Raw genomic sequence first — 18,643 nt, 5'->3', positions numbered from 1 at the left:
CCGGCGCAGGTCCAACCACGCTGAGGTGATCACCTTCCACCGTTTGGACGATCGCCGGACGCGGGTGACAGCACGGATGGAATCGACCCGACCGATTCTGGAGGACGTCGCCGAAGAGGTCGGAATTCTCTCCGTGGCGTCAAGACCGACATAGAGAACTTCAAGGTGCTCATCGAGTTGTGGACACGAAACAGGCGTCCGGCGCGGGAACATCGAGCCCGGCCTCGATTCGCCCCGACGGGGCCTGATTGTCCCTCTGTTAGGTCGTTTACGACGTTCCAGCTCGGGTACTGCCCGATCTATGAGCGGATTACGGGTCGTGGTCACGGGTGCAACGGGCAATGTCGGTACCAGTGTCATCAAAGCACTGAGTGCGGTAGAAGGCGTCGAATCGGTTTTAGGGTTGTCGCGTCGTCCTACCGACTGGACTGTACCCAAAACACGGTTCGCTGTCTCGGACGTTCGTCGTGACAACCTCGAGTCGCAATTCGAGGGCGCGGACGTAGTGATCCACCTGGCCTGGCTGTTTCAACCGGCGCGACGTCCCGAAATCACCTGGGAGAACAACGTCTCAGGGTCGTTGCGAGTGTTTCGTGCGGTCGCCCAGACGGGTGTCCCGGCATTGATCCACGCATCCTCGGTCGGAGCATACTCGCCCGGGCGCAATCAACCGGCGGTATCGGAGGACTGGCCGACACACGGGTGGCCTGGGGCTTCTTACCCCCGCGAAAAGGCTTACCTGGAAAGGTGTCTCGATATATTCGAAGACCGTCACAGGACCCGCGTCGTACGCATGCGTCCAGCATTCATATTCCAGAAGAGTTCCGCCACGGCTCAACGACGGTTGTTCGCAGGTCCGTTCCTGCCCGGCTCACTTGTCAGTAGTTTCTGGATACCGGTCTTGCCGCAGCTTCCTGCGTTGTCAGTGCAGGTGGTTCATTCATCCGATGTCGCCGACGCCTACGTGGCAGCGACTTTGGGCGAGCAGCAAGGCGCATTCAACCTGGCAGCGGATCCGCCCGTCGGTATGAACACCCTCGCAGATTTGTTCGACGCACGCTTGATCGACCTTCCGGAGCCCGTAATCCGGGCGGGCCTTTGGGCGGCATGGCATGCACACGCTGTCCCATCTACTCCGGGCCTCTTCGACACCGTGATGCAGATTCCGACGATGGATTGCTCGCGCGCACGTATCGAGCTGGGGTGGCTACCCACTCGAAGTCCCAGCGCCGTTCTGCAGGAATTTTTCGAGGGGCTTAGAACGGGTGCTGGATGGCACACTCCCCCACTCGCGGGTGACGGGCCTGTCGCCAGGCTTCGCGAAATCGCGACCGGACTCGGATCCCGCGCTTGAAAAGACTGCGCAACAGCTAGTTTGGGTGGAAGATGTGGCGGCTGAAATAGGTAACACGGCCTACTCCGTCACGTGGGTCAGACTGCGTCAAGGACCAACCACCTTCGTCGAGCCGACAAGACACGCGCTCTATGTCCTCCTCGGACGGTTCTTCGCGGATGGAGCCCACTACGACTTCCCGGACGCGCGCGCAATTGATGTGCCAATCCGGAGTTTCAGAAGCACGCTCGACAGAGAGCGCCACCACTTGGTCGATCTCGTCATTGCTCAATCCACGACGCAGGACGGATAGTAACGCGAAATCCTCGTTCTCAGGGATGTCCTTCGGATCGCTGCGAAAGCTCTCGAGTACGGCTCTCGATGCGTGCGCCTACCCCTCAGTTCACAGCTTCGACGCCACAGAATCAAGACAGCAAGGACGATACAACACGTGCTTCCTCGGCCTTGCACACGGCCGAGAGTTGTTTAGGCCCCGCGGTGATTGGGAATTGTCCCACGGCAGCCACACGAAAGGGTGACACGAACCACCGTAGTCGGCCACGTCTACGGAGCGTGCGTCACAACGTAAGTCGTAGGCGACAGCGGGACCGAAACAACGAGAGGAACATCATGGCACAGCGAAATTTTCGTCGCACCTATTCAGCAGTACAGATAGCCGCGGCGGCCGTGGGTGCGGTGTTTTTACTAGTCGGAATCCTCGGCTTTATTCCCGGTGTGACAACCGATTACGACATGCTGGCCGGAGCGGGTCATCATTCAGGTGCGAAGCTTTTCGGGATTTTCGAAGTCTCCGTTTTACACAACGTGGTTCATCTGGTCTTCGGTGTGGCGGGTGTGGCGATGGCTCGTATGGCTCGCACCGCACAGGCATATCTCATTGGCGGCGGAATCATCTACTTGGCGTTGTGGATCTACGGGCTGCTGATCGACCAAGACAGTTCCGCCAACTTTGTTCCGGTCAACGATGCCGATAACTGGTTGCACTTCGGACTCGGGGTAGGCATGGTGGCACTCGGATTCTTGACTCCCCGTCTCGCGCGGCGAGAAAGCCGCACGGACAGCCCGATTCGGTGAAGTCTCCGCAATTGCGACGAGATGCCGGCGGCCACGTTTCTCATACGGTAGCGATGGGCAACCGTCGGTCATGACCTCCCTGTGGCTCGAAGGGGCGCGCCCCGAGTACTCATCCGAATTCACCGAGCGCGAATACGACACCGTTGTCGTCGGGGCCGGTATGACTGGTGTGGTTACGGCTTTGCTGTTCGCACGGGCCGGTCATGAGGTGGCGTTACTCGAATCCAGGACCGTCGGAGCTGTCACAACCGGCAATACGACTGGCAAGATCAGTTTACTCCAAGGCACTCGACTTTCGAGTATTGCAAAAAAGCACTCACCGTCGGCGGTGCGCTCCTACGTCGAGGCCAATCGGGAGGGACAGCAGTGGCTGCTGCGCTACTGCGCCGACAATTCTGTAGCAGTGCAACGTGAATCAGCTTTCACGTACACCACCAGCACCGACGGAACCGTCTCCCTACGGGAAGAATTGGATGCAGCGCGTGCGGCGGGCCTCGATGCACACTGGACCGACGCGGTCGAATTACCGTTCCCGGTGGTTGGCGCGCTCCGCTTGGATGATCAAGCGCAGTTCGACGCAGTCCAGGCACTCGACGCGCTGATCCGGGAATTCGTTCGGCGGGGTGGGACCTTGCACGAAGGGACCCGGGTCAGGACCGTGCACGGCAATCGTCATCGACGTTCGGTGCATACGAACCACGGCGTAGTCACCGCTGCTCGAGTCGTGATCGCCACGGGAACACCAATACTCGATCGAGGCGGATTCTTTGCCCGCTTGGAACCACAACGCAGCTACGCAGCTGCCTTCGCAGTTCCCGGCGATATTCCACGAGGAATGTACCTATCTGTCGACGAACCGAAACGGTCAATTCGTTACGCTCCGCGCAATGACAGCAACTTGCTGCTCGTCGGTGGTAACGGGCATCCCGTCGGGCGCGCAGCATCGCCGTCACAGTGTCTGCAAGAGTTGATCGATTGGACTGGCAAGACCTTCCCCGGCGCCGAACTGACCCATTCCTGGTCTGCACAGGACTACCGGCCTGTGAACGAACTCCCTTATGTCGGGGAACTTTTGCCGGGAGATCCCTCGCTTCTCATTGCCACCGGTTACGCGAAGTGGGGAATCACCAACTCGGTCGCTGCCGCGCTGGCACTGGTCACGAGCGTCCTCGGTACCGGAGCGCAGTGGTCGGCAATCTATTCGCCGTGGGATTGGAATCAAGTATCGGGAGTGCCCCATGCTGTTCGGGTCAATGCTGAAGTGGCTGTTCACCTAGCGGGCGGCTGGGTAAAGCCTTTGTTCGATCGACTCGCGCGCAAGAACCCGGGATCCGACAGCCATGGCCAGGTCGTATGGGAAGGGCTTACGCCTGTTGCCCGAAGCACTGTATGCGGAGTGACGCAGGAGGTGTCCGCGGTATGCCCACATCTCGGCGGCATCGTGAGTTGGAACGATGCCGAACGATCTTGGGATTGTCCGTTGCACGGATCACGCTTCACCGCGAGCGGTGAGCTTCTGGAAGGTCCTGCAACCGAAGATCTCTCACCTTCGTGAGCTGGATCGCCCTCAGCTCATTCCACGGCCTCTCGCTCTAACAGGCATGGTGCTTTCGGACAGTTCCGCGATACCCACCATTCGGCAATTTTGTCGGATACAGCGTTCCGTCGCCAGCATATCGCTCGACCTTGACCCCTTCACTCACACCGTGATTGGCTTTCGTGGCCTCCTGGATTGCCTCATTGTCCGATCCGAAATACTCGTCGAGAGTCGAACCGTCCGGCATCGTGACCCGATAGAGGTCCATCTCGTCATCCTTGCTTCCGCATCATGGTTGGAACGGGGTACGTCGTTACGGCTCGCGCTTTCCTGTGAATCGTTTGCGCGCGACTACGAACGCGACTGCACCGACCAGAATAAGAATCACCAATATCTCCATGCCGGACAACTACCCGATCCCGGCTGAAGGCAATCATCGGTCCCTGAGACTCGTCCATGAGCCCAATTACCGCCGGTTCTCAAGCCAAACAGCTGTGGACAAGACCGTCGCAAATGCACACCAAAACGGGTACGGCGCCAATGCCACTCCCGCCGCTCGTCTGATCGGAAGTGTTCGTCGCGCCAACTCTGCGCTGCTTACAGTCAGGATGGCTGCGACGACGGCTGCTGTACGAAGTCGATGCGAGCGGAAGAACACCCAACTCCAGCCGGCGTTTACGAGGAGGTTGATCGCCAGTACTCGGGTGTAGTCGCGAGCGGCGGTCTCGTCCCCCTTCTCGGTGAGGCGCGCAAGAGTCAGCGCCGTGCTGACTGCGATGTCGGCGTACAAAACAGTCCACACGACGGGGAAGGCAACGGGTGGCGGCTGAAATGAGGGCTTGCGCAGCTTCTCGAACCACGCGCTTTGTGCTGGTCTCCCCGATGCAACTGAGCCGACGACGGCGGCCGCCGTCGTCATTGTCGCAGTGCGCGGTAGCCATTTCCTGAAGGAGCGGCGACTCTCGGGCATTGGTCAACTCCTGGCGCCTAATGTTTTGACGATACTTTGAAGGCACAACCACTTTGAGCGTCTTCGGCACTCCATCGGTACTCGCGTCGGGCGGTCCGCTCTTCGCCGCACGAGGTGATGATCGCGATTTTTCGTCCGATCACCATGTCAAGGGTTTCAGACAGTCGCAAGTGTATCGGTGAGTTTCGCGCAGAACGCGGGTAAATCATCGGGCTTGCGGCTCGATATCAAGGTATTCGGGCCAGAAGTACAGACCACGACTTCTTGGTCTACCCACGTGCCGCCGGCGTTCGTGATATCGGTGCGCAAACTAGGCCACGAGGTCAGTGTACGACCGGCCACCACGCCGGCTTCGACCAGCGTCCACGGTCCGTGGCAGATTACTGCGACAGGCTTTCCGGCATCGAAAAAACTCCGGGCGAACGCCACGGCGTCGGGATTCATGCGGAGAAAATCAGGGTTGGCCACACCGCCCGGCAGGACGAGAGCGTCGTATTCGGACGACTCCGCCGACTCGACCACCGCGTCCACGTCGAAGACGTCAGCTTTGTCGAGATGGTTGAACGCCTGGATGGTGCCGGATTCTGTCGAAACAATCGACGGCTGAGCGTGTTCGGCAACCAAAGCGTCCCAGGGATCCGTCAACTCGATCTGTTCGACTCCCTCCGTCGCCACGAGGAATGCCACTTTCTTCCCTGTGAGTTGTTGACTCATGCTTGAACGTCCTTCCTCATCTTCGTCGCATCCGTTGAGCGACTGCTCAGCTGGATGCGCCCTCGGTGTCGTCGAAGAACGACCATTCGCCATCATGGTGAACTTCCATACGCCATCCCAGTTCCGAGTTGTCGGCGCGGGCATCTACAAACCAGGCATGGGCGTCGTCGGCGCTTTCGATGTCGCGCGTCGCGGTGACGTCGCCTGCAGGATTGATCACTCTGTATGTAGCCATTCGGGTCGGCTTCCCCAGTCGATGTTTTCTTAATCATCCGTCGGGATGTCGTGGTAGATCTGCACCACGGTGGTTCACGAAGCTCTAGTTCCGAATCCGCACCCAGGTTTGAAGGTCTGGTCGGTACTCCACGAGACCCCTCTCTTCGAATGCGTCGATCCATCCTTGCATCGGCCACTGCCCCCAACGCTGATGAAACACCTGCGCATTGGTCAAGATGTCGTCAAGGTGCTCGATGGGTGGATCGGACACGTGGTGGAATTGATGGTAGGCATCAGCTCCTCCGACCCAGGTCAATTTCACGCCCTTGTCTCGGGCGGACCAGGCGAAATCGGTGTCCTCTCCGCCGTACCCGCGGTATTCCTCGCAGAAGCCTTGCAAGGCAAGCCATGTCGGTACAGTGACCGCGAACGATAACGACCAGAAGAGATTGAAGTCGTCCCCGTGGAGGACCGTCCCGGCGGGGGGCGCTGGCCTTGCTGGATGTGGATTGTGCAGCAGTGCCATCTCATCCGGAGTAATCGGCGACGACAACGGCTGCGTCAAGTAAGTAACCGGTCCGCAGAACAGTGAGGCAGTAGAATTCTCCTCACTTGCCGTCTCGTGATATCGAGCGAGCAGTGTTGGCGCCGCAATGCAATCGACGTCGAGAAATACAAGCAGCTCGGCTCCGTGACATCGAGCTTTCGCTGCTCCAATGTTTCGGGCACGGGCGAGCGGAAGAGGATCCCCTTCTGGAACGTCGATTTCCACGACGTGGGCGGAGCTTCTCTCTTGCGCGACTATGTTTTTCACCGTCTCGTCGCCCATCGCGACGATGACGTGCGAGTACGGCAGGGTCGTACTGGCAGCGAGGCCACGCAGGTGCATTCGCAAGTGCTCGTGGCGCCCGTGCACGATCGTGATTACCGCTGTCCTCACGTCAGCGGGCCGTGTGCTGTCTCGCGACTGACTCGATGACTCGCGCCGCGCGGTCAGCAGCACCCGTGGTCCGCCACTTGGACCAGCCTGCGCGATCGAGAGCCTGCGCCTGCGCGATCAAATCGGGCCAGGATTCGAGTGCCGGCCATTCCTTCAGCGTCACGGCGAGATTGTGCATGGACAGAGCTCCAGCGGTCGCGACCTGTTCTCCGAAAGGACGTTCTTGTGCGATCACGATGGCAGGCTTACCGGCGATCGCGATGTCGGCCACCGCGTTCTGGCCTGCGTGCGAGACCACGATATCGCTCGAGCAGATGTCCGGCCAGGGATCTGCAACCCACGTCCCTCCCGGCAATCCGATCCCTGTCCAGTGGAAGGAACGATGCTGCGCCGCAGCAGCTTGAACGTCAGCGTTCGAGACCGCTGATCCGCCGGCGCCGCTCAACACCACAACTCGAGGAGACAGGGAAGTGTCCACGGTCCGAGATACGCACTCCCGATCCTCGAAGCGGCTGATACCTCCCACGTAAGTCGTCTTGTGCGCATGGGGGTGGAGCCAAGTCGGGTCGTAGACCTCGTGGGGCCAGGCGGCGATGATGTGATCAGCAAGTCGATACGCGAGCTGGTGGGCGGCGTCGGTCCTGTCGCCTGGCATCGCCACTACGATGACGGGGACACCCATCAATCGAATGAATGTTGCAATTTCGACGGATACATCCACGACAACGGCATCGGGACGCGCGGTCGCTACCCAACGGGCGACTCGGGCCATCCGAGAACGTAGCCCGGTTTCGTGGATCGGTGCCCAATGAAGAGCATCGTTGGCCGTGGGGTCAACCTCGTGCGCGTCGCCGTAGTCGAGTTGCAACTGAACATGGTCGTCGAAGGCCTCCACTGCAACTGAATGGGCACTGGTGAGCGCGGTGACGTCGAGGCTCAGTTTTCTCGCGATCGACGCGGCACGGGTGAGATGGCCTCGCCCGTGATGGTGGATGTAGTAACCGATCATCAGCTTGCTCGACGCGTTGTGGCAGCGGGTGCCGCTGGGTGTGTATCGGACTGTATTGGAGCAGAGCAGATTTCGTCGTACAGTGCGACATACCGGTCCACCATTCTTCGTTCCGAACAGTGGTTCACAGCTCGCGCCCGAGCGTGCTGTCGAGCCAGCTGTTTAGCCTCGCCGATCGCGACGGACAGCGCAGCCACATCGTCGGCTGGGACCAACCGACCGCAATCCGGCGTGAGTATTTCCGGTATGCCACCCCGACTGTAAGCCACGACCGGGGTACCGCAGGCAAGCGCCTCGGCGACGACCAACCCGTAGGGCTCGTCCCACTGCGGGGTCACAAGTGCCACTGCAGACGTCCCTACCGCGTCAACAAGATCGTCAGTCATCAGATGACCGAGGTATCGAACAGAGCCGCCGAGGTGTGGTTCGATTCGCTCTCTGAAATACGTATGGTCACTGATCGGCCCGGCTAATACCAACGGCATACCGGCTTCCCTGGCGGCCACAATCGCATGGTGTGCACCCTTTTCCGGAACAAGGCGCCCAAACCAGATCAGTCGATGCCCGCCAGGTCCCTCACTCCATTGATCGGTATCGACTCCGTTGTGCACGACCTCGACGTCGCCGGCTGCCTGTTTCCATGAATCGGCGGTGAAACGACTCACTGCAGCAAACCGGCCAGGTGACCCCCCTGCCGCGATTGCTGATTCCAGCCACGGAGTCGGCGGCGTGTGCAAAGTGGTGAGCACAGGAGCACTCAGCGTGGAAGCCATCGCCACTGGGAGGTAGTGCAGGCTGTGGTTGTGGATGACGTCGAAGCTCTCCGTATAGTCACGCGAGAGGCGGAGCATCAGGTCGAGATAGGCATGGTGTTCTTGCATGAAATACTCTGCCGGCATGGAGATGTCAGTCCTGGCCGCCGTGCTGATGCGGGCTGGACGGACATCGATCAGCTCGCAAGCGAGTTCCGGATCCGAACCATGCCCGGCGAAAAGCGTGACATCGTGGCCGGCTTTTCGCAGAGCTGCGGCCAGGTGCCATACGTGAGCTTCGAGACCGCCGGCGAACGGTTGGGTGACGGGATAGCGACTCGATGCGATCAGAGCTATGCGTAACGCGCTCATGCGAGAGCCTTTTCATAGATTTCGCGGTGAGCAGAGGCAAGAAAACGACGCTGCCTGGCACGCATTCCCACGGAAAGACGCACGGGCTCTGCCGAATACAATTCGCGAACGCATCGATCCAGCGACTCCGGGTCGAAATGATGCTCGTCGAACCCGTAGATTTTGCAGTCCTGTTGTTGTGAGTAGAACCCACAGCTGGGAGCGATGACGGATGTCCCGAGGTCGTAACATGCCTCCAGCCATCCAGAATGCGTACCAAATCGATACGGCAAGACCGAAACCGACAGAGACATCAGATATCGCCACAGCTCGTCGTCGGTGAAATACGGATGTACCACGACCTCGACACCCGGTAGATCCTCGTATTCCAAGAGTTTCTTCGACGCCTGCGGTGCATACCAGTGATTGTCGGGATCGAAGATCTCATCATGGATGTTCACCACCAATCGCGCACCGGGCAACGTCGCAATCGTCGAGCACAGAGTGTTCAACACCGGAAAGGGATCCATGTTGGGACGCAGGCTTTTCACGTGCACTCCCACGGTGAATTGTGTTCCAGGAGGCCGCGCAAGACCGAATTTGTCCAATTCGATCACATGAGGATGAGGCAGCACTGTGCATTCTCTCCCCCAATCATTCGCAACCGATGCCGCCGCCCCCGGTGTCAAGGTGATCAGGGAGTCCGCCGCCGGGATCAACACGTCCAGGATCTCGCGGTGCGGCTCGGGATCGGGATGGTGCGGATTTCGCAGGTCATGCACCGTATAGACCAAGGGGATTTCGTGACTGTGTAACTCGTGAACGATGTCCTCCATAACCTGCGGTGCGATCGCGTCGAAACCGAAGTGAACATGGAAAAGATCAAATAGGTGATGATGCTCGCGGATCCATCCCGGATCGAGCATCACGGGAGGCCACCAGCCGCCGGGAACCTTGCGGCCATCTGCGGGGATCGGATCGTCAAGACGAACGACGCCGTCCGTTCCCATGTGCGGTGCCAGATGCCGTACGTACACGTGCGATGCAGGAACAGACGCAACCCGAATCACGTCTGCAGTTGCGGCCACGTCGTCAACTCGAACCACGTCGACTTGTGTAGGCAAATCAAAATCGGTCGACAACCGATCGCCGGGACGTGCTTGCCCGTTCATCTCACTCCTTGCATCAGGTCAGGGCGCGCTCGCGCCGAAGAGACGAGAAGACGGCTGTTTCTCGCTTCAACGGCTGGTTCCTCAACCGCGATACCTCATCACCATATCGTAGATGCGTCTGTTGGATTGGGTTGAGGCGGAACGTGTTTCGTGCCGCGCGCCTGAACGCGACGGGCACACTTCCCGGGGTCGACCTAGCGTTACCCATTTTTCGCGTAACTCACACAAGCGAAGAGCATCCTGCGATTTGGGCTCACCCGAAGCCGCGTTTCATGCACGCGCCTCATTCTCGAAATCGCAGTCGCCTCGGCCGCCGTGACAATCGCTTGGTGCCGGGAGCGCTCGCCAACGGATGCTGATGCTGGTGAAGAACAGCTCACCTGTACGGCTCGTTGTTTCGTGTGGAGTCGAAGGGCGTGCCGCGGAAGTGAACATTCGGCAGTCAGGCTGGTCGACGCACTTTCCTTCGTCCACAGATGGTCCGAGGTGGCCGCCCGTCGTAACTCGATCCGATCACAGCGATTACAAAACAGACTGGCGTCAGGCACATAGTTTCGGCGTGGTCGTAGGATCCGCAGCGGGTCCATGGCAGACGAACGTGATTTCGTCCACAAGATGTCGGCCTACGAAGTCAGTTTCCCGTGTGTGAAGTCCAGATACCGGCCCGCGACGACTAAAAACAAGGCAGAAACGAACCATATTGTCTGTCTACTCCGGTGGGTTGTCCGGTGATTCGGCAGGATCGATCAACTCACTGTGCCGAATTTAGTCCCGCGTGCCAATTCTCGAGATAGAGCCAGGGGCGCGGGTATCACGATTCCTCCCCGCCTCCCGTGCTGAGTGGCTTCGGGTCATCTTTAGAGCGGCAGGTCTCGAGGCAGAAGGAGCCCAGTGTGACGTTTGTTTCGATTGTTTCCATCGAGTGCGGGGTAGTCCCGCCGCATGGATCAAAACCGAGCACCGTTATTGGAGGCCCTTGAGCAGTACCGTCGGTTGGATCGATACGGGTTCACCCCACCGGGGCACAGACAAGGGCGCGGCACGGACCGGCGGGTACTCGATGTACTCGGGCGGGAGCCGTTCCACGACGACGTTCTCGCTACGTCCGGCCTCGACGACCGCCGATCGTCGAACAACTACCTTGCAGATGCCGAACGATTGATGGCCGATGCGGTGGGCGCGGACTATGCGTTCTTCTCGACCTGCGGTAGTTCACTGTCCGTCAAGGCAGCAATGATGGCAGTCGCGGGCAACGATCCCGGTGGGCTGCTGCTCAGTCGAGACAGTCACAAGTCGATCGTCGCGGGGCTGATCTTTGCCGGCATCACTCCCCGATGGATAACCCCGCAATGGGATGCTGCGCACCACATTTCGCATCCCCCTTCCCCTTCCCAAGTGCGCGACGCGTGGGAAAAGAACCCGGACGCGGCGGGGGCGCTGATCGTCAGCCCGAGTCCGTACGGCACCTGTGCAGACCTAGCCGCGATCGCAGACGAGTGCCATCGGAGGGGTAAACCCTTGATCGTCGACGAGGCGTGGGGTGCACATCTCCCTTTTCACGAAGGATTGCCCACCTGGGCAATGGATGCAGGAGCGGACGTCTGCGTGGTCAGTGTGCACAAGATGGGGATGGGTTTCGAACAGGGGTCGGTCTTCCACGTCCAGGGAGATCTTGTCGACACTGCTCACCTGTCGGCGTGCGCCGATCTGTTGATGACCACGAGCCCCAACGTCATGATCTATTCAGCTCTCGACGGATGGCGCCGTCAGATGGTCGAGACCGGACACGAGTTGTTGGATACAGCGCTGACACTGGTCACCTCGCTTCGTGACGACATCGAACAACTCCCAGATCTCGAGGTCCTCGACTCTGAATTGCTGGGCCACCAGGCTTCCCACGACCTCGACAGAATGCAAGTGCTGATCGACGTTTCACGGACGGGAGCCACCGGTTATCAGTGCGCGGATTGGCTCCGAGCTGAACGCTCGATCGATGTAGGCATGAGCGATCACCGGCGCATTCTCGCGACCGTCTCCACCGCAGACGATCGCGAGACCACCCGACGACTGCTGGACGGCCTCGAAGCTCTCTGCGGCGCAGCACCAAGTTTCCCCGACACCCCCCGCATCGAGCTACCCTCTCCTGCGAGCCTTCAACTCGAAACTGTGTCATCGCCACGCGAGGCGTTTTTCGGCCGAACAGAAATGGTCCCGGGTGCACACGCTGCGGGACGTATCGCCGCCGAGCAACTCACCCCGTACCCACCCGGAATTCCGGTCGTGGTGCCCGGAGAGCGCCTCGACGCGGACGTCATCGGCTACCTTCAGTCCGGGCTGCGCGCGGGTATGGCCGTGCCCGATGCCACCGACTCCTCACTCGATTGCTTTCGGGTGATGGTGTGACGTGCTCCCGATTCGATCGTGCGCCCCCTGGGATCCGCTAGATTCGAGGAATGTGACGGTGTTGATGGTCAGTTGCCAGGTGTCGATAGTGCCCAACAGGAAGAACGACGGAGCCCAGAGCACCACGATTATCACGCACACCACGAAAACCATGCCTGTGAGGTGCACTGACGTAGGTGGCGAACCGGTCGAAGACGGAGAGTTTCGTCGATACCTCGGATGGAAATATCACGTCCGCTTTATCCGACGAGTTCTCGCTCGTTGCCTTCTCGTTCCCTCCGTTCATCTGATTGTCCTCTCGCCGGAACATCTTCCAGTACCGCTCACTATCGCCCCAGGGCGCTTGTCCCCTACGTCTATATCGCCGCCCATCCGGTCCATCAACCCGGGGTGGCCCTGGAATCGTCAAATCTTGCACTACAGAACGTAGTTCAGGAGTTACTGGCGGCGGGTCGGACCGGCACCGATTATGCATGACAGCCCAGACATGCGACCGGGTGCCGGTCCATGCGCGACGGCGAGCCCACCAGCTCCGACGCGCAGCATCCGCGCTGCGCCTGCGCTCGGTGGTGATGCCCAGGCAGTTCGGCGGGCAAACATCGCTGCATCGAGCCCAGAGTTGGGCGAGGAACGAAAGGGACATGGTGCACCGGACGACATGGGCGTGGGTCCGACGACGGAATCCGTTGCGCTGCAACGGGTGGGAGGATTCCTCTATCGCCGCGCCGGCGAGTGGAAGTAGTCGGATACACCGCTACGAACCCGGCGCCATCACCCCCGCCACGGAATTGCGTCTCTCCCAGAAACATTCCGGGGATCGGCCTCATGTCGCTGGGACGTTGGAAGCGCTCCGCACTTCCGGCGGCTCGTTCAGTAGCCGGCACCGCATCGTCGACACTAGAGGAACGACGCGCTCGGTGGTGATAGTCGGCGAACGACTGGTCGACGAGTCCGGCGAGATCATCGGCAGTTCCGGCTTCTACGTCGATGTCACCGAAACTATCGATGACACGGTCACGGAATCGGCGAACCGGGCATTCAACGTCCTCACCTGGCATTCGCAGGAAACACTCGTGAAAGTTCGTGATGTCGCAGAAAAGCTCCTCACGGGGCTGGCAACGGACTTGCACATGGCCGACGCCGTACCAACACACTCCGACCACGCCCCTGCTGGGTCTCTGACAACGGCGTTAAGCTCGATGTTTGGCGGCACTTCAGTTGGGTAGCTGAGTGCTGATCATCCTTCTCGAATGCGGCTACCAAGATCCCACCAATGGGGTTGGCTGCATCCGATTAAGTACAGGAGCAAATCTCACGTGACGTCCTTCGCGCGGGCGATCGTTTCCCCGGTCGCCGTTTCACCTTCACTGTCCGTCTCTGCATCACCGGATCAACTGCCGGTGCTGCGATCGCTGGTGCGGACCGTGGCCGCGCACTATGCGCTCTCGTTGGACGCGTTGTCCGATCTCGTACTCGCCGCCGACGAAGCAGCGACCATCCTCATCGGCCACGCCCTCCCCTCCAGCACCCTGACGTGCACGTTCGGCGACGATACTGCCGCTGCGCAGGTGATCCTCTCTGCGGCAACAACGGGTCAGATCACCACGAGCGCTTCGTCCTTCGGGTGGCGCGTCCTCGAGACCCTGGCCGACGAAGTGGTCCTCGAGGAGCTCCCGCCTACCGCACCCGAGGAGAAGTGGGCTGTGACAATCACACTGACCAAGGTCTTGCAGGCAGATTCTTGATCCCGCGCGCGGAGGAGGGCAACGAGTAAGCGCCGGCCACCGGACAGTTGGTGTGTCTCGTCGCCGTAACCGACGACGCGTCCGATCACGAGTTGCCTTGTACCGGGATCAACACGAGTCCACTTTTCTTGGCATCCAGCTCACGCTGCGACGGCGGCCTCGAGCGCTGCGAGGGACTGCGTCCGTCGGAGCGCTTTGAGCGATTGTGCAAGCAGTCGGGAGACATGCATTTGCGAGAGACCAACCTTCTCGGCAATTTCCGCTTGGGTCAGTTCACCGAAGAATCGGTAGAGCACGATTGCGCGTTCTCGTTGAGGAAGTGCGAGTAGTGCCGGTCGGAGCGTTTGTTGGTTGTCAATGCCTTCGAGGGCAGAGTCGAAGTCTCCCAAGGTGTCTGCGATCGTCCGTCCGTCGTTGACGGTTGCGGCGTCGAGGGACGCAGCGTGATAGGAATCGCCGGCGGCGACGATCTCCGCGATCTCGGCAGGTTCCACTTCGAGTTCTTTTGCCAGTTCCGGCACGGTGGGTTCGCGTCCGAGGGCTTGGGTGAGGGAAGAGCGGGCCTTGTTGAGCGCGAGATAGTTTTCCTGCAACGAGCGCGGAACACGGACGTCCCAGCCGCGGTCCCGGAAATGTTTGCGCACTTCACCCACCATCGTCGGAATCGCGAAGGCTAGGAAGTCTTTGCCCTTGGCGAGATCGAAGCGGTTCACCGCACTGACCAGACCGACGCTGGCGGCCTGTACGAGGTCCTCGTGGGCTTGTCCGCGACCGCGGTATCGCAAGGCGATGTTCCGGGTCAGTGGTAGACACGACTCGATGATCTGCGCGCGTAGACGCTCGCGGTGCTCGTCGTCGTTCGGTATTGAAGCCATCTGTTCGAAAAGGGCCGCAAGGTGCGTGTAGTCGGCGTCTCGCGTGTGGGTGCTCATGAGAATGCCAACCCCTTTCCCCTTGTCATCGCCCTGGCAGAGTGCCGAAGGACAGTGGCCCCTCGCTGAGGTGAAGACACCGTCGTGTTGTCGGAACGGCGTACAGATCGTGTTGCCGACATCGTCGTCTCCTTCATTTTCGGGTGTTGATCGGCAGAACGCTCCAGAAAACCATCGCCGCGGCCCGAGCGAACACAGGCCCGCAGAGCGGCCCCAGCGCCGGGCAGGTGATGCCGTCGCCGCCGCGGGCGGTGGCCATGGCAGTGGTCATTCGCGCTCCCGAAGTGCGAGTGCTCCAGCATGCATCTAAGTAATTGACTGTCATAAATCTATATCAGCCGATGCAGATAAAAGGCAACAGGTGGAACAGTGATCGACCGACCGCAATACGACTTCCGGGCCCAGACGTGCCCACTTATGCACGAAACCAGCATGCGCGGAATCTTTTCGGCTCCTTTCCCGGCGAGATCGGGTTCGCACGTCAGATGAAATCTGTGGCGTCGGAGATCAGGTTTTAGGTGCGGGAGGGCGGGGGGCGGCGCACCAACATGTTAAGGTCGAGAGATATTCGGCTGGGTTAAAGGAGAGTGCTGAGGCATTGAAGGATCCAGCGCACGCCCACCGAGGGGTCTACGGAATTTCCGTGATGTCGGAACTGTCCGGAGTCGGCCCACAGACATTGAGACTCTACGAACGTCGCGGACTGTTGACTCCCGCACGCACCAGTGGCGGGACGCGGCGTTACAGTGCGGCGGACCTCGACAAACTGCGCCGTATTACCGCGTTGATCGGCGACGGAATCAACTTGACCGGAATCGGTGTCATTCTCTCACTTGAAACCGAGAACGCGATCCTGGCTGAGCGGATCGCTCAGCTGAGCGAAACGGCCGTGGACACACCACCGGAAGTCACGCCCGAGACTGTTCAGCCCAGTTCGCGGGTGTAACGAATGCTGCCGAATTCCGCGTCGGCAACGACGATGTTTCCGTCAGATTCAAGCTGTTCGACCGCGGAGTCGAATGCGTCGATGAGCCATGGCTTCTTCGCTTCGCCGAGCAGCGTGTCCGTACCGTCGTCGCCGGTTTGAAAGATACGCACCAACCAGGATTCGCTGGCGTCAGGTTCGTCCCATAGTCCTCGCGGAGCGTTCGTGGCCAGGACGTAGCGGTTGTACTCGAGGTCGACGCGAATAGCGTAGTGGCCGTCCACATTCACGACGTTGGCAGGTCGTTGGGACGCCGCGGCCAGTGCAGTCAATGCGTCGTCGTACATCTCGGAAAACTTCTTCGTAAGAGGCATGCCGTCCTACCCGTGCTTGACACCGCCATGCACCGGGCACGGCGTGCATACGATCAGTTGCCCGGCAACGACCGGAACTGAGATGCATCCTAACCCTGCGCAACTCACCCCATGGGGGCATCCCACTCGGTGATCAACACCCGATCGAGCCGAATGCCCGTATGGGTCCAAACACTGTCCGAAACTGGACACCGATCTCAAGACCAAGCTCGGCGTCGCTGACGCTGGGATACCCGAATGCGATCACATCGCCGGTGTGCCGTCGAAGACCACCTCGCCGGCTACGTCGACAACCTAACCGTCCTCGCGGTGAGCGATGGCCTGACCCGGGTGGATCACGTGCTCGATGGCCGTCGAACGATCATGCCCCACAGCACCGCGGTATAGGTGAACTCCGGCCTCTTCTCCCTCACCGATAGGAACCAGTCCACTAGTGTCCTCCTCGTCTCCGTCTTATGCGACCTGAGCAATTTTCTTCCGCTTCGTCAGTGTGTCCACTCACTCAACGGCAATCGCCGTGACGCGAACATCGGGCGACTGAGATTGTTCGACGAGGATTGTTCGATGAGCCCCCGAACGGGGCGCTCCGGCCGCTCAGTCGAAACGAAGCGCGGTTATTCACTTAGAGGACGAACGAAGAGCTCGCTCAGCGTCCCCTGAGTACGGTGCCAATCGATCCGGACTACGCCTTTGGTTCTGTTTCGGCGGTCTACTTCTCGACCAGCGCCCGGGAAGATCGCTCAATGACCCTCTTGGTCGAGAAGTTCGCTGCCTTCCAATCGCTTGACCCGCCGATGTTCCATCAAGATTGCCAGGGCACCGACGACGAAAGAAATTACGCACACACATCCGGCGATGACCGCCCACCCACGAAATCCGTAACCTGCTGCCACCAAAGTTAATCCGAGAGTTGCCAATCCGAGGCCGATCAGCAGGTACCCGGGATAGTTGCGCCCGTCTGTGATCGCCTCCCCGACGTGCGATCGATTCGTGCGTTCATTGTCCACATGGACAGGGTCGATTTCATTCGGCTCAGCCACAACACACTCCGTCCCAGCAATCATGACAACGTGTCACCAGCCCTCGTTGTTCGTTCGCAACGCACGTACCCCGGTCATGCGCGGATGAAACAGTCAACTCCGCAACAAGGGAGGGCATCACACCCAGGAACCGTACGGTTGGCGTGGACGAGCCGAAGAGGCTCCAGCGACCTCGCGGTGATCGGATGATATGGAGCCTGCGTGCAATCACGTGCTGTTTGCACCGGGGAGCGACTTTTCCGCGGACATGCCATTCTGGGGTCGGCACCAGTTTGTGGGACCCGAACCGCTTCTCTCGATCGGCACGCCTGCCCTTCGTCAGGCGTGCTGGCAGGAGCGCATCAGTGTGCGTGTGACTGCAACATCGCGCCAAGTACCTCTGTTTCGTCCTGAACGGCACTCGCGTTCTTCGAACTTCGCTACCGGGGTATGCTCGTCGAAACCTGTAGCGCCGCAAGGCCTGCCTCGTAGTTTCACCCGCTCGGTGCCGCGCAATAGCGGTTCGAGTAGATCTAGCTGTCGCGCCCGGAACAATTGCGGGGTGACGCTGGATCGTCGCGATTCAATCCGCCGATTAGACAGCTGCGGATCGAACTGTGCCCCCGACATCGTGTTGCGTTCAGTGCCACCAGGTATCGAAGGGTGTGACCGGCACCGTGCGCTTGTGACGAGTGTTGATGAACATCTTCTCGAGCTTTTCGGCTACCTCGGAGGAAACGTCCTTTCCTTCGAGGTAGTCGTCTATCTGTGAGTACGTGACGCCGAGGGCAACTTCGTCGGGCAGCGCGGGTCGGTCGTCCTCGAGGTCGGCGGTCGGAACCTTGCGCCACGTGCTCTCCGGTGCGCCCAATTCCTGCAGTAGCGCAGCGCCCTGGCGTTTGCTCAGGCCGGTGAGCGGCGTGATGTCGACGCCGCCGTCACCGAATTTCGTGAAGAAGCCGGTAATCGCTTCTGCCGCTTGGTCGGTACCGATCACCAGGTAGCCGAGCTGACCGGCAATCGCATATTGAATGACCATTCGTTCGCGCGCCTTGATGTTGCCGCGGACGAAGTCGCGCAGTTCGCCGTTCCCCAACGCCTCGGAGGCCTCACGGGCTGTGGCGTCGGCGCCAGGCTTGACGTTGACCGTGAGAGA

Annotated in this window: 22 protein-coding genes; 8 read left to right on the top strand and 14 right to left on the bottom strand. The window is 60.1% G+C overall.

Annotated elements, in window-relative coordinates; translation table 11 throughout:
* The first annotated feature begins 301 nt into the window (after window positions 1-301).
* Complete coding sequence (locus B0E55_RS25635; RefSeq protein ID WP_080910783.1) at window positions 302-1,354, top strand: NAD-dependent epimerase/dehydratase family protein; 1,053 nt, start codon at window positions 302-304, stop codon at window positions 1,352-1,354.
* A gap of 16 nt (window positions 1,355-1,370) precedes the next feature.
* Here B0E55_RS25635 and B0E55_RS32675 read toward each other — a convergent pair whose 3' ends face one another.
* Window positions 1,371-1,673, bottom strand: a complete 303-nt coding sequence (locus B0E55_RS32675; protein ID WP_080910720.1) for a DUF3349 domain-containing protein — start codon at window positions 1,671-1,673, stop codon at window positions 1,371-1,373.
* Between the two features lie 290 nt (window positions 1,674-1,963).
* On the opposite strand from B0E55_RS32675, the gene B0E55_RS25625 reads away from it, so the two are divergent.
* Window positions 1,964-2,428, top strand: a complete 465-nt coding sequence (locus B0E55_RS25625; RefSeq protein ID WP_080910719.1) for a DUF4383 domain-containing protein — start codon at window positions 1,964-1,966, stop codon at window positions 2,426-2,428.
* A 70-nt stretch (window positions 2,429-2,498) separates the two neighbouring features.
* Window positions 2,499-3,983 carry an FAD-dependent oxidoreductase gene (locus B0E55_RS25620; protein WP_080910718.1) on the top strand — a complete coding sequence of 495 codons (1,485 nt, stop codon included), beginning with the start codon at window positions 2,499-2,501 and terminating at the stop codon, window positions 3,981-3,983.
* Between the two features lie 37 nt (window positions 3,984-4,020).
* On the opposite strand, the gene B0E55_RS25615 is transcribed toward B0E55_RS25620, so the two are convergent.
* From B0E55_RS25615 to B0E55_RS25580, 8 genes are all read right to left on the bottom strand, one after another.
* The gene (locus B0E55_RS25615; protein WP_080910717.1) at window positions 4,021-4,233 is read right to left on the bottom strand and encodes a hypothetical protein; all 213 of its coding nucleotides are present in this window, start codon (window positions 4,231-4,233) and stop codon (window positions 4,021-4,023) included.
* A gap of 198 nt (window positions 4,234-4,431) precedes the next feature.
* The gene (locus B0E55_RS25610) at window positions 4,432-4,935 is read right to left on the bottom strand and encodes a TspO/MBR family protein (RefSeq protein ID WP_372507624.1); all 504 of its coding nucleotides are present in this window, start codon (window positions 4,933-4,935) and stop codon (window positions 4,432-4,434) included.
* A gap of 156 nt (window positions 4,936-5,091) precedes the next feature.
* The gene (locus tag B0E55_RS25605; RefSeq protein ID WP_080910715.1) at window positions 5,092-5,649 is read right to left on the bottom strand and encodes a type 1 glutamine amidotransferase domain-containing protein; all 558 of its coding nucleotides are present in this window, start codon (window positions 5,647-5,649) and stop codon (window positions 5,092-5,094) included.
* A 46-nt stretch (window positions 5,650-5,695) separates the two neighbouring features.
* Entirely contained in the window at window positions 5,696-5,884 is a 189-nt protein-coding gene (locus B0E55_RS25600) for a hypothetical protein (RefSeq protein ID WP_029538629.1), read from the bottom strand.
* A gap of 84 nt (window positions 5,885-5,968) precedes the next feature.
* Window positions 5,969-6,805 (bottom strand): glycosyltransferase family 2 protein, encoded by an 837-nt coding sequence (locus B0E55_RS25595; RefSeq protein WP_080910714.1) that lies wholly within the window; start codon window positions 6,803-6,805, stop codon window positions 5,969-5,971.
* Window position 6,806: 1 nt separating this feature from the next.
* The gene (locus B0E55_RS25590; protein WP_080910713.1) at window positions 6,807-7,814 is read right to left on the bottom strand and encodes a glycosyltransferase; all 1,008 of its coding nucleotides are present in this window, start codon (window positions 7,812-7,814) and stop codon (window positions 6,807-6,809) included.
* Entirely contained in the window at window positions 7,814-8,938 is a 1,125-nt protein-coding gene (locus tag B0E55_RS25585) for a glycosyltransferase family 4 protein (RefSeq protein WP_080910712.1), read from the bottom strand. Before B0E55_RS25585 ends, B0E55_RS25590 begins: the two co-directional genes overlap by 1 nt.
* Complete coding sequence (locus B0E55_RS25580; protein WP_070160372.1) at window positions 8,935-9,987, bottom strand: glycosyltransferase; 1,053 nt, start codon at window positions 9,985-9,987, stop codon at window positions 8,935-8,937. The genes B0E55_RS25585 and B0E55_RS25580 overlap by 4 nt, the downstream gene beginning before the upstream one ends.
* Before the next feature lie 1,044 nt (window positions 9,988-11,031).
* Between B0E55_RS25580 and B0E55_RS25575 the strand changes: the two genes are divergently transcribed.
* From B0E55_RS25575 to B0E55_RS25560, 4 genes are all read left to right on the top strand, one after another.
* Entirely contained in the window at window positions 11,032-12,492 is a 1,461-nt protein-coding gene (locus tag B0E55_RS25575) for an aminotransferase class I/II-fold pyridoxal phosphate-dependent enzyme (protein WP_080910711.1), read from the top strand.
* A 487-nt stretch (window positions 12,493-12,979) separates the two neighbouring features.
* Entirely contained in the window at window positions 12,980-13,234 is a 255-nt protein-coding gene (locus B0E55_RS31965) for a hypothetical protein (protein WP_198538450.1), read from the top strand.
* 175 nt (window positions 13,235-13,409) lie between these two features.
* Window positions 13,410-13,718, top strand: coding sequence for an ANTAR domain-containing protein (locus tag B0E55_RS31960; RefSeq protein WP_198538449.1), 309 nt, complete (start codon window positions 13,410-13,412; stop codon window positions 13,716-13,718).
* Window positions 13,719-13,808: 90 nt separating this feature from the next.
* On the top strand, window positions 13,809-14,237 hold the full coding sequence (locus B0E55_RS25560; RefSeq protein WP_080910710.1) for an ATP-binding protein: 429 nt from the start codon (window positions 13,809-13,811) through the stop codon (window positions 14,235-14,237).
* A gap of 140 nt (window positions 14,238-14,377) precedes the next feature.
* Here the strand turns inward: B0E55_RS25560 and B0E55_RS25555 are convergent, their stop codons facing one another.
* Window positions 14,378-15,169, bottom strand: coding sequence for a SigB/SigF/SigG family RNA polymerase sigma factor (locus tag B0E55_RS25555; protein WP_029256707.1), 792 nt, complete (start codon window positions 15,167-15,169; stop codon window positions 14,378-14,380).
* Window positions 15,170-15,302: 133 nt separating this feature from the next.
* A complete protein-coding gene (locus B0E55_RS31715) occupies window positions 15,303-15,440 on the bottom strand; it encodes a hypothetical protein (protein ID WP_153212855.1) in 138 nt (45 codons plus the stop codon).
* A gap of 375 nt (window positions 15,441-15,815) precedes the next feature.
* Between B0E55_RS31715 and B0E55_RS25550 the strand changes: the two genes are divergently transcribed.
* Entirely contained in the window at window positions 15,816-16,115 is a 300-nt protein-coding gene (locus tag B0E55_RS25550) for a MerR family transcriptional regulator (RefSeq protein ID WP_051119175.1), read from the top strand.
* On the opposite strand, the gene B0E55_RS25545 is transcribed toward B0E55_RS25550, so the two are convergent.
* The 3 genes from B0E55_RS25545 to nadE all read right to left on the bottom strand — a co-directional run.
* Complete coding sequence (locus B0E55_RS25545; RefSeq protein WP_058037999.1) at window positions 16,094-16,468, bottom strand: hypothetical protein; 375 nt, start codon at window positions 16,466-16,468, stop codon at window positions 16,094-16,096. The two genes, B0E55_RS25550 and B0E55_RS25545, sit on opposite strands and share 22 nt — an antisense overlap.
* 740 nt (window positions 16,469-17,208) lie before the next feature.
* Window positions 17,209-17,508 carry a hypothetical protein gene (locus tag B0E55_RS25540; RefSeq protein WP_029538621.1) on the bottom strand — a complete coding sequence of 100 codons (300 nt, stop codon included), beginning with the start codon at window positions 17,506-17,508 and terminating at the stop codon, window positions 17,209-17,211.
* 619 nt (window positions 17,509-18,127) lie between these two features.
* Window positions 18,128-18,643, bottom strand: a 516-nt coding sequence (gene nadE, locus B0E55_RS25535) for an ammonia-dependent NAD(+) synthetase (RefSeq protein WP_080910708.1), incomplete at its 5' end; no start/stop codon positions are given.

The sequence above is a fragment of the Rhodococcus sp. 66b genome, assembly GCF_002076325.1.
GTDB lineage: Bacteria > Actinomycetota > Actinomycetes > Mycobacteriales > Mycobacteriaceae > Rhodococcus_F > Rhodococcus_F erythropolis.
The sequence above is the reverse complement of the archived record's forward strand: the minus strand, read 5'-3'. Positions and strand labels throughout refer to the sequence as shown.

Coding starts and splice junctions, on each gene's coding strand:
- B0E55_RS25635 (WP_080910783.1), top strand. CDS start 302: ATGAGCGGATTACGGGTCGTGGTCACGGGTGCAACGGGCAATGTCGGT.
- B0E55_RS25625 (WP_080910719.1), top strand. CDS start 1,964: ATGGCACAGCGAAATTTTCGTCGCACCTATTCAGCAGTACAGATAGCC.
- B0E55_RS25620 (WP_080910718.1), top strand. CDS start 2,499: ATGACCTCCCTGTGGCTCGAAGGGGCGCGCCCCGAGTACTCATCCGAA.
- B0E55_RS25615 (WP_080910717.1), bottom strand. CDS start 4,233: ATGGACCTCTATCGGGTCACGATGCCGGACGGTTCGACTCTCGACGAG.
- B0E55_RS25610 (WP_372507624.1), bottom strand. CDS start 4,935: ATGCCCGAGAGTCGCCGCTCCTTCAGGAAATGGCTACCGCGCACTGCG.
- B0E55_RS25605 (WP_080910715.1), bottom strand. CDS start 5,649: ATGAGTCAACAACTCACAGGGAAGAAAGTGGCATTCCTCGTGGCGACG.
- B0E55_RS25600 (WP_029538629.1), bottom strand. CDS start 5,884: ATGGCTACATACAGAGTGATCAATCCTGCAGGCGACGTCACCGCGACG.
- B0E55_RS25590 (WP_080910713.1), bottom strand. CDS start 7,814: ATGATCGGTTACTACATCCACCATCACGGGCGAGGCCATCTCACCCGT.
- B0E55_RS25585 (WP_080910712.1), bottom strand. CDS start 8,938: ATGAGCGCGTTACGCATAGCTCTGATCGCATCGAGTCGCTATCCCGTC.
- B0E55_RS25575 (WP_080910711.1), top strand. CDS start 11,032: ATGGATCAAAACCGAGCACCGTTATTGGAGGCCCTTGAGCAGTACCGT.
- B0E55_RS31965 (WP_198538450.1), top strand. CDS start 12,980: ATGCGACCGGGTGCCGGTCCATGCGCGACGGCGAGCCCACCAGCTCCG.
- B0E55_RS25555 (WP_029256707.1), bottom strand. CDS start 15,169: ATGAGCACCCACACGCGAGACGCCGACTACACGCACCTTGCGGCCCTT.
- B0E55_RS31715 (WP_153212855.1), bottom strand. CDS start 15,440: ATGACCACTGCCATGGCCACCGCCCGCGGCGGCGACGGCATCACCTGC.
- B0E55_RS25550 (WP_051119175.1), top strand. CDS start 15,816: ATGTCGGAACTGTCCGGAGTCGGCCCACAGACATTGAGACTCTACGAA.
- B0E55_RS25545 (WP_058037999.1), bottom strand. CDS start 16,468: ATGCCTCTTACGAAGAAGTTTTCCGAGATGTACGACGACGCATTGACT.